The sequence below is a fragment of the Flavobacteriales bacterium genome, assembly GCA_025210295.1.
Lineage (GTDB): Bacteria > Bacteroidota > Bacteroidia > Flavobacteriales_D > Parvicellaceae > S010-51.
This window is the reverse complement of the sequence record JAOASC010000016.1, coordinates 479,334-494,073: the sequence shown is the minus strand read 5'-3', so window position 1 is coordinate 494,073 and position 14,740 is coordinate 479,334. Positions and strand designations below refer to the sequence as shown.

At 34.1% G+C, this 14,740-nt stretch carries 11 protein-coding genes and 1 riboswitch; of the genes, 7 read left to right on the top strand and 4 right to left on the bottom strand.

Features of this window, described 5'->3' with window-relative positions; genetic code table 11:
- Window positions 1-4 precede the first annotated feature (4 nt).
- Window positions 5-826 (bottom strand): ZIP family metal transporter, encoded by an 822-nt coding sequence (locus tag N4A35_04760; GenBank protein MCT4580709.1) that lies wholly within the window; start codon window positions 824-826, stop codon window positions 5-7.
- Between the two features lie 8 nt (window positions 827-834).
- On the bottom strand, window positions 835-1,497 hold the full coding sequence (locus tag N4A35_04755; protein MCT4580708.1) for a metal-dependent transcriptional regulator: 663 nt from the start codon (window positions 1,495-1,497) through the stop codon (window positions 835-837).
- A gap of 187 nt (window positions 1,498-1,684) precedes the next feature.
- A riboswitch (TPP riboswitch) is annotated at window positions 1,685-1,797 on the top strand.
- A 29-nt stretch (window positions 1,798-1,826) separates the two neighbouring features.
- Here N4A35_04755 and thiS point away from each other — a divergent pair.
- From thiS to N4A35_04740, 3 genes are all read left to right on the top strand, one after another.
- Window positions 1,827-2,033 (top strand): sulfur carrier protein ThiS, encoded by a 207-nt coding sequence (gene thiS, locus N4A35_04750; GenBank protein MCT4580707.1) that lies wholly within the window; start codon window positions 1,827-1,829, stop codon window positions 2,031-2,033.
- Window positions 2,034-2,049: 16 nt separating this feature from the next.
- Complete coding sequence (thiC, locus tag N4A35_04745; GenBank protein ID MCT4580706.1) at window positions 2,050-3,939, top strand: phosphomethylpyrimidine synthase ThiC; 1,890 nt, start codon at window positions 2,050-2,052, stop codon at window positions 3,937-3,939.
- 204 nt (window positions 3,940-4,143) lie between these two features.
- Complete coding sequence (locus tag N4A35_04740; protein MCT4580705.1) at window positions 4,144-7,788, top strand: T9SS type A sorting domain-containing protein; 3,645 nt, start codon at window positions 4,144-4,146, stop codon at window positions 7,786-7,788.
- A gap of 61 nt (window positions 7,789-7,849) precedes the next feature.
- On the opposite strand, the gene N4A35_04735 is transcribed toward N4A35_04740, so the two are convergent.
- Window positions 7,850-9,082, bottom strand: a complete 1,233-nt coding sequence (locus N4A35_04735; GenBank protein ID MCT4580704.1) for a T9SS type A sorting domain-containing protein — start codon at window positions 9,080-9,082, stop codon at window positions 7,850-7,852.
- A gap of 294 nt (window positions 9,083-9,376) precedes the next feature.
- On the opposite strand from N4A35_04735, the gene N4A35_04730 reads away from it, so the two are divergent.
- Window positions 9,377-10,003, top strand: a complete 627-nt coding sequence (locus N4A35_04730; GenBank protein MCT4580703.1) for a MarC family NAAT transporter — start codon at window positions 9,377-9,379, stop codon at window positions 10,001-10,003.
- Between the two features lie 114 nt (window positions 10,004-10,117).
- A complete protein-coding gene (locus N4A35_04725) occupies window positions 10,118-12,400 on the top strand; it encodes a T9SS type A sorting domain-containing protein (GenBank protein ID MCT4580702.1) in 2,283 nt (760 codons plus the stop codon).
- A gap of 8 nt (window positions 12,401-12,408) precedes the next feature.
- Here N4A35_04725 and N4A35_04720 read toward each other — a convergent pair whose 3' ends face one another.
- The gene (locus N4A35_04720; protein ID MCT4580701.1) at window positions 12,409-13,266 is read right to left on the bottom strand and encodes a patatin family protein; all 858 of its coding nucleotides are present in this window, start codon (window positions 13,264-13,266) and stop codon (window positions 12,409-12,411) included.
- Between the two features lie 75 nt (window positions 13,267-13,341).
- Between N4A35_04720 and N4A35_04715 the strand changes: the two genes are divergently transcribed.
- A complete protein-coding gene (locus N4A35_04715; protein ID MCT4580700.1) occupies window positions 13,342-13,563 on the top strand; it encodes a hypothetical protein in 222 nt (73 codons plus the stop codon).
- A gap of 64 nt (window positions 13,564-13,627) precedes the next feature.
- The gene (locus N4A35_04710) at window positions 13,628-14,734 is read left to right on the top strand and encodes a hypothetical protein (GenBank protein ID MCT4580699.1); all 1,107 of its coding nucleotides are present in this window, start codon (window positions 13,628-13,630) and stop codon (window positions 14,732-14,734) included.
- Window positions 14,735-14,740 lie beyond the last annotated feature (6 nt).

Genomic DNA, 14,740 nt, shown 5'->3' with positions numbered 1-14,740 from the left:
ATTTTTAGCCCAATCCCACATCTAAAGCCATCATTAATACAAAACCAATCATAAAGCCTAGGGTAGCTACATCTGTGTATTTATCTCGTTGTGTTTCTGGAATAACTTCTTCTACAACAACATAGATCATTGCACCCGCAGCAAATGCTAGAGCATAAGGTAGTATTGGTTCAAAATATAAAACCGCAGCAGCACCAATTACTCCAAAGATAGGTTCAACTATTGCAGAAAGTTGTCCATACCAAAAGCTCTTTCTTCTGCTAACTCCCTCACGTCTTAGTGGCATCGCAACAGCAAATCCTTCAGGAAAATTTTGTATCCCAATTCCGATAGCTAAAATAACAGCAGTATTGACCATTTCAAATTCCCCCATTGCAGCTCCAAAAATGACTCCGACAGCCAACCCTTCTGGGATGTTGTGTAAAGTAATCGCAAGAATTAATAGGGTAGTACGGTGTAAATTCGATTTTACCCCTTCCTTTTCATCTTCTTTGAAATTAATATGTAGATGGGGCATCACTTTATCAAGACCGTAAAGAAATATAGCTCCAATAATAAAACCAATTACAGCAGGCATTGCTTTAGCAAAACCTTCTCCACCAGTCATATCAATAGAAGGGCCAAGTAACCCAAAACAACTAGCAGCAACCATTACCCCTCCTGTAAAACCAAGCATAGAGTCTAAGACTCCACGATTTAATGATTTAAAGAAAAAAACTAGAGCAGCTCCAGCAGCAGTCACCAACCATGTAAATGTTGTCGCAATTAAAGCTGCCAATACAGGGTGTAGCTCAGAAAACCAATGAATTAAATTTGTCCACCACATAGTTTAAATTAGTGTTTTTGAATAAAGATATTTTGAGTAATTTGTTCAGAAATATTGTATGTTTTTCCTTTACTTTCGATTTTAAAACTATTGTCAAAATCAAAGATTTCCAGCACTTTTACAGGAGTCCCTAATACCAAGTTTTCTTTAGTAAGGTACTGAAGAAGAGCAGAGGAAGAGTCATTAACACCAACGATAACACCTTGTTCTTCTTGTTTTAATTCTGCCAATAAAATGGACTTTCGATGATCATTGATGATCCCATCTTTTGTAGGAATGGGGTCGCCATGAGGATCATAATCAGGGTTTCCTAAGTAATTGGCTAATTTATCGATCAATTGCTCAGATTTAATATGCTCTAATTGTTCAGCAATCTCATGAACTTCATCCCATTTGAAATGTAAGTTTTTAACTAAAAATGTTTCCCACAATCGATGTTTTCTGATAATAGATAAAGCTAATTTTTCCCCTTCTTCTGTTAGTGTACTCCCATTATATTTAACGTAATTAACCCAGCCTTTTTGGGCAAGCTTTTTTAACATGTCAGAGACACTTGCAGCCTTTATCTGTAAATGTTCAGCCAAAGCATTAGTAGATATAGGAGCTCCATTTGTTGTTTCACTTAAACTGTAAATAGCTTTTATTTGATCTTCTTCTGATTTTGTCCCCATTTCGAAATGTTGAAAATAAAGTTTAGACAAAGCTAAAAATTATTTTTAGGATAAAGGTCAAATAGAACTTGTTTTTAAAGAATCGAGTGTCATCGTAAATAAAACGGTAAGATTTTAACGATTTCACACATCTTTCAACAACTTTAACTAAGTGAGATTAACTTCAAAAAAAGTTGATTATCTTTACGTACGACTTTAGAGGTGCTTTGAAGCCAGTTGTGGTTTTATAAATAAAGCTGAGAAATACTCTTATTACTTGAACTAGATAATGCTAGCGGAAGGAAAAGTTGAAAGTTAGCGCTCGCTACAGTCGTTTAATGGATTAAACTATGATAACTATTCAATTAAATGGACAGAAAATTCAGTTACCCAAAGGTGTAACGCTTAAAGTCTTTTTAAACCAAAATAATTTAGCAAATAATGGAGGTGTGGCCGTGGCATTAAACCAAAGTGTTGTAGCTCAAAGTGATTGGGAAGAAAAAGAATTAAAAAACAATGATGAAATTATAATTATTACTGCAACTCAAGGCGGTTAACATAAGATTTAAAACTATGGCAAAAAAAGATAATATTCCAAATTCAGCCTCAAAAATAACAAGAGATGAATTTCCTGGATCTAAAAAAATATATGTAAAAGGGGAGTTGCATAAAGACATTAGAGTTGCAATGCGTGAGATCACTCTAACAGATTCAAAACCAATGTTTACAGATGGAGAGTTTAAGAAAAAGGCTAATCCACCTGTTACAGTATATGATACCTCAGGTCCTTATACTGATTCTTCAATTGAAATTGATGTTCGTAAAGGAATTCCTACTATTCGTAAACAATGGATTTTGGATCGAGGAGATGTTGAGGAATTAGATGGTATAAGCTCTGAATATGGTAAAGAACGATTGGAAAATAGTGAATTAAATCATTTGCGTTTTCAGCATTTACAAAATCCATTAAGAGCTAAAAAAGGAGCAAATGTAACCCAAATGCACTATGCTAAAAAAGGGATTATTACACCAGAAATGGAGTATGTTGCTATTAGAGAAAATCAACGTTTACAAGAATATAAAGGAACGATTAATCAACATCCAGGACAAGGTTTTGGAGCTAATATTCCTGATGTGATAACTCCAGAGTTCGTTCGTTCTGAAATCGCTGCAGGTAGAGCAGTATTACCCAATAATATTAATCATCCAGAAACTGAGCCTATGATTATTGGGCGTAATTTTTTGGTGAAAATTAATGCCAATATTGGTAATTCTGCTGTGACCTCTTCAATTGAAGAAGAAGTTGAAAAAACAGTATGGGCAACCAGATGGGGAGCTGATACTGTAATGGATTTGAGCACAGGTAAAAACATCCATGAAACAAGAGAGTGGGTAATCCGTAATTCTCCTGTTCCAATTGGAACTGTTCCAATTTATCAAGCATTAGAAAAAGTAAATGGAAAAGCAGAAGATTTAACATGGGAACTGTTTAGAGATACCTTAATAGAACAAGCTGAACAAGGGGTAGATTATTTTACAATTCATGCTGGAGTATTGCTACGTTATGTTCCAATGACAGCTAATCGAGTAACAGGAATTGTATCTAGAGGTGGTTCAATAATGGCTAAATGGTGTTTGGCGCATCATAAAGAAAACTTCTTGTATACGCATTTTGAAGACATTTGTGAAATCATGAAGCAGTATGATGTTGGTTTTTCTTTAGGAGATGGTTTACGACCAGGTTCTATTGCTGATGCTAATGATAGAGCACAATTTGCTGAACTTGAAACTCTAGGAGAATTAACGAAAATTGCTTGGAAACATGATGTTCAGGTAATGATTGAAGGGCCAGGCCATGTACCATTACACATGATTAAAGAAAATATGGACAAAGAACTAAGGGATTGTTTTGAAGCTCCATTTTATACTTTAGGACCTTTAACGCAAGATATAGCTCCTGGATATGACCATATTACCTCAGCGATTGGTGCCGCAAATATTGGATGGTATGGAACAGCAATGTTGTGTTATGTAACTCCAAAAGAACATTTAGGCTTACCTAATAGAGATGATGTAAAAGAAGGGGTAATTACCTATAAAATAGCTGCTCACGCTGCTGATTTAGCTAAAGGGTTTCCAGGATCACAAATTAGAGATAATGCAATGAGTTTAGCTCGATTTGAATTTAGATGGGAGGATCAATTTAACTTATCCTTAGATCCTGACACTGCACGTGCATATCATGATGAAACATTGCCAAGTGATAACGCAAAAGTAGCTCATTTCTGTTCAATGTGTGGACCTCATTTCTGTTCAATGAAAATCACGCAAGATGTTAGAGACTATGCAAAAGAACATGGTTTAAATGATCAAGAAGCATTGGAAGAAGGAATGAAAGAGAAAATGGATGAGTTTAAAGCCAAAGGAGGAGAACTCTATTTAGAGCCTGAGAAGTTGCACTAAATATAATTATGTTAAAAAAATCCTAAAAAAGAGATAAAGGTGAAAACTTCTTTATCTCTTTTTTATTTTTACTCAATTTGGGAAAAAGCATTCCCAAATTGAAACTTTAAAAATAGGTGTTTTTACCTATTTGTTACGGTTTTAAGGCTGTTTTTGCGATTGGTATAAAAATCGCTTAAGGGAAGTTAATTAAAAGTTTACGTCATGAAAAATTTTATCACTTACCCAATTTTAGTCTTGGTGCTGTTTTTTAACAAGTCCTTTTTTGCGCAATACGATACTATTCAGTATTTGCCGCCTATATATATCGCAAATGCGATTAAGAATAGTGGAAATAATATAAAAAACCACTTTTTAGTTTTATCAACTGTAGAGAGCAATAGTTTTAATGTTACACTCAGAGATGGTTCAGGAGCTTTATTTACAGGGTATACTGTTCAATCTGGAACACAAGCTTCTCCAGGGGTATTGACCATCTCAAGAACGAATCCCGCTAGGATTAAATTTAATGGAACAGGAGTCAATGTTCATGGTATCGTTTCTCGTTCTTCGTTGAACGCAACATTAGCAACAGATGGATTATACTTTGAAGCCTCAAAACCATTTTTTGCCAATATCAGACATCAAGCAAATTCTCAAGCAGGGTCCTTAACAACAAAAGGAAGTTCTGGGTTGGGAACTGATTTTTTTGTTGGATTTCAAAATATGAAGAATTCTTCTTCAAGTGTAAATACACATGAATCTCATTTTTTCTCTGTAATGGCTACAGAAGATAATACAGCTGTTACATTTACTAACTTTAAGCCAGGAACTACATTTTATGGAAGAGGAATAGATCATAGCACTTCACCTGCAACAGCGACTGATACTACGATTTTTTTGAACCAGGGAGAGTCGTTTGTTCAAGCACAAGAAAAATACCTAATGCCAAGTTATTCTACGACCAACAATTATAATGGAATTAGAATTATTGCAGATAAAAAAATTGCTGTTAACAGTGGAAGTCTGTTAGCTGTTCAAGATGGAAATGGGAGAGATATTGGAATGGATCAAATTGCTCCTAGCCGTTTGGCAGGAACGAAATATGGAGTGATTAAAGGTAATGGAAATACATCAAGAGAAAAAGTAATTGTTGTAGCTACAGAAAGTGGTACAACAACACTTGCGACATCAAATGGTAACGTAACGATTAACGGATTGGGGGGATATAAAATATTAAATGGATCCTATTGGAATACCGTTAATTCACCATCAGTGGGTAGTGCTCACAGTAATATGGTATTTACAAGCGATAAGCCTGTTATGGTTTACCATACAACTTTTGGTGCAAATGCAGGAAACGCAAGCAGTTTAAATATTATACCGCCAGTTGCAGATTGTATTGGTTCTGATTCAATATATGTTGCTAATGCGCTACAATTTGGAAGCAGCTCTAAAATTAATATCATTAGTAAAGTAGGAAGTACCATACAAATCGAAGATGAAAATGGTAACAACCTTTTAACAATTCCGAGTTCAGCTGGTAATAATTTTGCTGGTTCAAGCTTAGGCACTCATTTATCAACATCTTTTTCAATTCCTTCAGGTGTTTCAGATGTTTTTGTTCATGGTGATGATAAATTTTCGTTAGGTTTTTTTGGTGCAAGTGGAGTTGCAGGTGGAGCAGGGTATATGAGTTCTTTTTCATTAACTGACGTAGAGTTTGATAATTCAGCTTCTATTTTATTAAACAATGGAGGGGAGCTTAAAGTAGATTTATGTGAAGTGAATTCAGCAAATTTAGGGGTTGAAAGTCCAGGAATATATTCTGACTTTCAATGGTATAAAGATGAGATAGCTATCAACGGAGCCACAAACTCATCATTAACTGTAAATACCAAAGGAAATTATTACGTAAAAGCCACTTATTGTTCATTTGATATTGCTGCAACTACAATAAATGTTGATCATTTTGGAACTTATGGAAACCAAGGAATTAGTACTTTAGAATCTTCTTTTGATGCCACAAGTTTTGATGGAGCAGGAAATGGTTTCAATGTTTCAACTTGGGTAGATAATGGTAAACACGCCAATAATGCTACAGCTTCAAATGGACCAACAGTTACCAATGGATTTAATTCACTTTCAAATGGGCAGGGGAATGCTTATGGAAGAAATAAATATTTTTCGGATAAAAATTATACATCAGGATTACAATTCGATAGAAATAACGGAAACTATTTAAAAACGAATAATACGCTTACAGCTCTAAATGGAACCAATAACTTTAGTTTTGTAATTGTAGTTAAAGATGATAATACCCAAAACAACAACGCTATCTGGTCATTGTCCAATGAAGCTACAGCACCTAGATTAATTAAAGAAAATGGAGGGTATCGATTTGTTCAAGGAACTATAAGTGCTCCTAGTATAACTGGGAATATTAACACTAATACTAGTTTATATCATGTTATTTCTGGAGTATACGACGGAACGGCTATTACCTTATATGCTGATGGAAAAAAAGGAGTAAGCTCAAATAGTACAGCATTACTTTCTGTCCTTTCTGAAATGATTATTGGAGGCGGAGCTGAGGGAACTAATGAGTTCTTTGATGGACTAATATTGGGAACATCGGTGTTCAATATAGCTTTAACTGATGCAGAAAGACAAATCGTAGAATCATCATATGCGTTAAAATATGGAATTTCTTTAGATGAAACAAATGATGAAACGACATTGAATGATGGTGATTATATTTCTTCTTTTGGAACAGTAATTTGGGATTATTCTGCTAATAGTGGATTTCATAATCAAGTTGCAGGTATAGGTTATGATGAGTGTGGTAAAATCAATCAAAAGCAAGCCACTTCTGTAGAGGGAGATATTTTGACAATAGGTTTAGGAACATTAACCAATTTCAATAGTGCAAATACTTCTAATTTTACGAACGACGACTCTTTCTTTATTTGGGGAAATAATGATGAAGAGGAGGATTCTTTCCAAGTTACTGATTTTGGAACTTCGGTAAATGGAGAAACAATGCAGGGTAGAATGAAAAGAGTGTGGAAAGGACAAGAAACAGGAACTGTTAATCAATTAACATTAAAGTTTGATTTAAGTAAAGTAGGTAATGGAGCAGGAGGGATTGGTACCAACGATTTAAGTAAGGTGAGATTATTGGTAGATAGCGATGCATTATTTGCCTTTGGAGCGACATCAATCGCACCTACAACATATAATCAAACTACTGGAATTGTAGAATTTGCTCATAATTTCAATGCTTCAACAGGTTTCTTCTTTACGTTGGGAACAGTTGATGTAGGGAGCGCTGCTTTACCTGTTGAGTTAACTTATTTTGATGCTGTTTTGATAGAGAATGAAGTTGAATTGTCATGGGAAACCGTAACTGAGATTAATAACGATTATTTTATTGTTGAGCGTTCTGCTGATGCAGAAAACTGGGAGTTTATAGGAGAAGTTGAAGGAGCAGGAAATAGTGTAGAAAATTTATACTATAGCTTAGTTGACGAGAAACCGTTAAAAGGAACTTCTTATTATCGATTAAAACAAGTAGATTTTGATTTTAACCATACGTACTCTAATATAGAGGTTGTAGAGAATAATACTGCAAATTTTAGTTTAACAGCTTATCCAAATCCAACAAAACAAAATATTAGAATTAATATGGATTTTATTGAAGAGTATGAAATAGAATTATTGAATAATATTGGGCAAAAAATAGCGGTTAATTACAATGAAAATAATGGAGGAATTAATCTTTATATGCAGGATTTACCAGAAGGACTATACTTTGTAAATGTAAAAGTAGATGGGACAACTCAAGTATTGAAAGTTGTTAAGGAATAATTTTCAATGTAATTAAGAGTTCCTTTTAAGTTAGTTGATGGCTATAAGAAGTAATGTTTGTTTATTGTTTAATGATTTTCCTACTTGAAATTAAACGTTCATTATTGTAAAACTCAATAAAATATATCCCCACAATAAGTTTTTCCACAGAGAAACTACTATTACTTGAAATAGTAGTTTCTATAATTGTTTGCCCAAGGATATTTTTAATCTTAGCGTTTAAATGTTCAGTATTAAGTTGATCTACTTTTATGACGATTTTATCTGAAAAAGGATTAGGACTAATGATAGGTTCTATCAGCGGTTCTTTTGTCACTTCATGCGTTATATTGTTATCATTCATATTGTATTTATAAACTTCACTTTGATAAATGTCGTAAGAAGTACCATTAATAATATAAGCATGATCATCTAATACAAAAGATGCAGGGGCCCATCTCGATTGACCAGGATGAGATGGCATTTGTTCCCAGCTATCAGCAATAGGATCATATTTCCAAAATTCACCTTCTTCCATAGATTGGTGGTCACTACCATCACCACTTAAAATATATCCAAAGCCATTATGACTAAATTGTGTTCCAGCAACTCGTCCCTCAGCCGGTATACTTTGAACTTCTATCCATGTGTTATCAGTTGGATTGTAGCGATACCAAGTGTCGTATATTTCATCCCCAGCAGTACCATGACCAAAGCCAACATAGACATAATCTCCGATTGCAAACTGATAGGGATGGTGACGTTCATAACTTGGAAAGTTCGCTTTTTGAATCCATGAATCAGTAGTAATATTATATTGCCACCAATCGTTTAAATTTCCATTAGAATCATTTCCCAGTCCCATGTAAATATTTCCTTGGTGCGTAACAAAAGCAGGATGTATTCTCGTATTACAGGGGCAAGAAGTTAATTCTGTCCAAGTTGATGTTGATGGGTTAAACTCCCATAAATCGTTTTTATATATTGATGCACCAGTTGAATTGTCAAAGTTCAATCCAAACCCAAAGTAGGCTTTGTTATCCCAAACATCTCCTATTCCAAAACCTCTATTTCCACCCGGGAAGTCATCGAGTTGAGTCCAAGTATCATCGTTGGGAGAATATTTGTAAAATTTATTGGAAGGAAAACTACCAAATGAAGTGAAATGACTTCCTGTAACAATGTATCCAGTGTCGTTGATCGCAAAACCAAAAGAGTGGTCAGTTTGAAAACTACTTGGAAGCGAACTGACTTGTGTCCATTGCGCAATGAAAGGTACTGGAATAAAAAGCAATAAGAGAAGTAGTTTAGCCATAACAAGCGTATTTAGTATAGTCAATGGGATGAACTTTTTTTATAACTCAAGTTTTCAATGCAATTGTTGATGCTTAAAATAAGAATTCACCCATTACGAATATAGGAGGAGAGAGATTGAACTCAAAGCGTATTAAAGAGTCTTTAGTACTATTTTAAGTGTTTATTATTAGTAGTTTGATAGAGAGTATGTGAGATACTAAACAAAACCAAAGTTTACCATTTCTTAATACAACAATAATTTCTTTTTAATAAACTGGTGAAAATGAATAATGACCTTTGCAAAAAAAAACAGATGGAGTTATTCATTGTCATTTTTGGAGCATTATTTTCAGTGATGAATCCTTTAGGGACCGTACCCGTTTTTGTTGGTTTAACCCAAGAAAATACAATCAAAGAAAAAAGTCAAATTTCGTTTTGGACTTCATTCAATGTAATGATCATCTTGTTTATTGCTTTTTTTGGAGGAAAATATATGCTCTCTTTTTTTGGAATAAGTATTGATGCGCTAAAAATTGCTGGAGGGCTCATTATTGCTTCTTCAGGTTTTGCACTTTTAACTGGTAAGTTTGCTGAACATAAAGGGATGAAACGAGAAAGAGTTCAAAAAGATATTAAAACCAGAAGTGAAATTACACTAACGCCTCTAGCAATACCTATGTTAGCTGGTCCTGGAACCATTTCGTTATTAATTACATTTAATCAAACGTATAAAGAAATATCGGAACTTCTGATTATCCTTGGAGCTATTGTTTTTACAGTGGTATGTATTTATAGCATATTAAGATCTTCTCATTTAATTGTAAAGTTATTAGGAGCATCAGGAATTAATGCTTTGTCAAGAATAATAGGCTTCATTGTGATTGCGATAGGAGTAGAGTATATTATTTCATCTATTAAAAATATTATTCAAACATTGTAATAAAACCGTTAGTCAAATTGTTGAAATGTTCCCGCTACAAACAAATAAAAACCATAAAAAAATAATTAACTTGCAACTGTTGTAATATAAAGGTACAACACAATATTTTCTGAGATGAAAACGACCATTAAAATGAGGCTACCCCAAGCGCTTATTTTAATTTTAACCTGTTTTATAGGAATAGGTAGCTTTTCTGCACAAACTACAATCGCGATACAAAGTTTTGAACCCAGTGGAGACACATGGATACCAATGACATTGTCGACCCCTGCATGTACAAATAGTGGCGATGTTTGGGATTACAGCACTTCCATAGGCAGTATCTCACCCAATCACTTAACGCAGTTTTGGGGCATAGCCGACTTAAATGGAAACTGTGGAGGAACTGGTTTTGAAACGATCACATTACCCAATGTAGATGTTTCGTTGTATACAAGTGTCACTTTTTCTTTTGATTATAATGTGGTAGGTTTTGACAATGGAGACGATTTAAAATATGAGTTGTTTTATGATAATGTAAGCCAAGGAGAGGTCGTAGTAGTAAATGGAACAAGTAATACTTCTACTGGAGGTTGGATAACTGAAAGCGTTAATATTCCTAATACCGTTACCAATGTAAGTGTTATTTTAAGTGCAAAACAAAATGGAGCAAGCGACTATGGAGGTCTTGATAATGTTATTTTAGAGGGAACAAGTACTTGTACTCCTGCAACAATTTCTAGCGTATCTCCAACCTCAGGACCAGAGGGAACTACAGTTACTATTACTGCTTCATCTGGAGATTTAACTGGAGGCAGTGTTTTGTTTAATGGTGTAGCTGCAACAATAACCTCAAGTAACGCTACAACTATCGTATGTACAGTTCCTACAGGAGCTACATCTGGAGATTTAACAATTACAGACGGACAACCTTGTACTACAACATATTCAAGTTTTACGGTTACCTGTGGACCAACTACAGAGCCAACTTCTAGCAGTTCAGGATTAAACTTTACAGGGGTAGATTGCCAAAATTTTACCATCAACTGGTCTAGTGGAGATGGGACAAATCGTATTGTAGTAGTCTCTACAGCTGCGATAACAGGAGTACCTGCCGATCAAACTGCTTATACTGCTAATGCAACTTTTGGAAGTGGAAACACACTAAATGCTGGAGAATATATTGTTTATAATGGAACAGGAAGTTCAGTAACAGTAACTGGTTTGACAGTAAATACAAGCTATTTCGTGAGTGTTTATGAGTATAATGGGACAACAATTAATTGTACTGAAAACTATTTGACATCATCAATATTGTCAGGAACGCAAGCTACACTTTCAGCTTGTACTACCTGCCCAGAAATCAAAAGTATTTTAGTCAATTCATGTGGAAATAGCTCCGACGAAGGAACTGATGAATATGTAGTGTTTAAAAATGGTTCTTCAGCTTTAAATGTAGATGATATTCAAATAGACTTCCCGTCAGCTGGTTCATACTGTAATACCGCATGTGGAGGGAATACAATAGGCAATAATGCAGCTTATATTAGTTCATTAAATGCTGTCGCTGGATGTACTAAATTTGCTTATGCTGACCCAATACCAGCTGAAGCAACAGTAATGCTTTTTACTGGTCAAACACCATCTTATGTTTATGATTTTTCAACAATGTGTGGTAATGGAGAGTTAGTTTATGCTTTATTTTGTAGCAATACCAGTGGTTCAGGTAGATATGGGAATTCAAGTGGAGCCAATAGAACAACTTCAATGACATGGGGGAGTTGTAATCAAAGTGTCACTTTCTTTAGTTCTTCAGCCAATACAGGTTCTGATGGTGACTATGTAAGTTTTGATGCTTCTGGAACTCCCGCTTATAATAATGAGGGGGCTTGTTTAGCTCAACCACTTTCTGTTGAGGTGATCGCTTTTAATGCGAGAAAACAAAATAGAGGTGTAGTTGTAGAATGGCAAACAATAAGTGAGGATTTAATTGATAGCTATAACATATATAAAAGTTCAAATGGTACCGATTATAAAATGATAAATACCATTGCAGTAAGTGATTTAAGAAATGAAAACATGACTTATACTTCTACTGATCCTGCTGAAATTAAGTCAATCACCTATTATATGCTAACAGTAGAAAAAAATGGAGAAGAAGAGACCATAGCTTATACCTCTGTGAGTACAGATGAAAAGAAGTTTGAGATTAAAACAGCTGAAGACTGTTGGGTACTCCATAATCAGAATAACCTAGAGGGAACTGTAGCGTTATTAAATAGTAGCGGACAAGTTTTAAGGGAGTATATGCTTAATGATGATGAAGTCTATTTATCTCATACAGCATTGCCGCAAGGGATTTATTTTGTGCATGTAAAAAGTAACAATGTTTCCCAAGTAGTAAAATTGATAAAGTAAGCTTTCCTCTAAATGAGGTTTGCTTGATTGTTAAGGATAAATTGCAAGCCTAAATCCAACCCTGTTCTATAGTCATATTCAGCTTTTTTTCTTGAACTAGAATGCGAGCTTGTTTTTAACTTTTGAGGAGGGGCAATTTGATATATTTCTACACCTTCATGTTGTTGATTCATAAAATCAATGGCTGAATTGTAGTAAAGGTGTTCTTCTTTGATACATTTTTTCCAAGCTTCCTTTTCCTTATTCCAAAAAGAACCTAAATAGTTAAGATAAGATAGTTTATCTTTTTGCTGTTTAGGACTTGTTCTAATAACAATGATTTTTGTGGCTCCTAATTCTATTGCGCGTTGAACAGGAATAGGATCACTCCACCCACCATCCATCAATTTCTTACCCTCTAATTCATGAATTCCTTTAGAATAAATGGGAAGAGTGGAGGAAGCAATCAAGCAATCGTTCCATGAATGGCGGTGAGGCCTCAAATACTCTGGTTTTCCAGAATCAATATTGGTGGCAACAAATTCAACAATTGCAGTTTCAGTTTTTTCAATAGCTCTAGCATAGTTTATGGGGTACTCAGAAGTGGTAAAGTGTTTTAAGTGCTTAAGATTAACAATACCTTCTTCTTTAAAAGCATTCAAAATATTGATAAATTCCTTGTCTTCAGATAATGATTTGATGATCTCTAAGGTAACTCTATATTGATTACCAAGGTAATAAGATAGGCACATGGCACCACCTGAAACTCCAATATAATGGCTGAAAGGGTAGAAGTTTTGACTTACAAAAGCATCCAAAACTCCAGCGGTAAAAACAGTTCTTAAAGCTCCACCCTGTAAGACCAATGCAATTTTTTCATGTTTCATATAAAAAACTAAAAAATATTCGATTAATATACGATTTAAATTGTACTTTTAAGGGGTAAATTTAATAATAACAATATGTCATTTTATAAAGAAGTAAGAACTTTTTTCCTTAAAAACGATCCTGGTAGAGTTCGATTAGCTAAAAAAATAGCTGCTAATTTTAAAACGAAATCAGCTCAGAAAGTTGTGATGAAAAGATTAGTTGAAGTCTACAGAAATGGAGGTCCTGATAATATTAAAATTATCCCATCAATTTCTGAAACACCAAAAGTGGCAGTAAGTATAGAGGAAGAGTAAATAGATAAGAAACTGAATAGAACCAGATAGTTGTTACTCTCTGGTTTTTTTTATGCAAAAAAATATGATAAATAGAGTAGTTGGAGGAGTGTTTTTTATCACTTCACTTTTTATGGTGAGTTGTGAACCAAGTAATGAAAAAGAATCAATTGTTTCTGAAAAAAAGGTTAAAGAAGAACAAAAAGAAGTTTACCAAAAAGAGTACAGAGAAAAGAAAGTAAGGTCGAAAAAAGCGATAGCTGTACAATACAAATTTGGAGAACCTAGTGATGAACGTTTACATATTTATCAAACTAATTATAACTCAAATGGTTATTTGGTAGATTCGGTAACTTATAGAAATAATTACAGAGTGGCCAAGGAAGTTTTTGAATACGGAGCTGATAATAAAATTATTAAGCGAGCTTTATACGATAGTTCTGAAGTCCTGGTGTCGTTGTTGGAAAGAGAATTGAATGCAAATGGAGATGAAACTAGCTTTAAATCTTTTTTAAGGGATACCTTAAGGTATAGCCAAAAGAAAGGTTATGATGATAAAAATCAATTAACAAAAATAACCGATTACTATAATGATGGAAGTATTAAGAGTGTTTCATCGTATGCCTATAACTCCAAAGGTGACGTTATTAATAAAACAGAAATGAATGACTTAGGTGTTGTTTTATTAAAACAAGACATTGGTTATGATAGCGAAGGGAGAAAGGTTAGCGAAGTAGATTATGATAGTACGGGAACGCTTCTAGGGAAAACATTAATTAAAAATTATGATGCCAATGATAAAATACAATTAATTGAAAAATATGATGCCAACGATAGTTTGTATGCGAAATATGTGTTTGAATATAATGTAAAAGGACAAGAAACGAAGAATACAATATATAATGGTTTAAATCAAATTTTAAGACAATCAATGACAAAGTATGATGCCAATGGAAACAGGGTTTCATTTAAGTTGTATGAGGGGGAGTTAGGCTTAAGAGGAACAGATCTTACAACCTACAATGATAAAGGGTTAGAAATTGAAACGAAAACATTAAATCATCAAAATAAGTTACAACACAAAAAGGTAAAAGTGTATAACGAGAAAGACTTGTTAGAGCGAGAAATCAATTATAATCACCTCGATGAACCAGAGTTTGAGTTTAAATATGAATATACTTACTTTGAATAGAGGAAA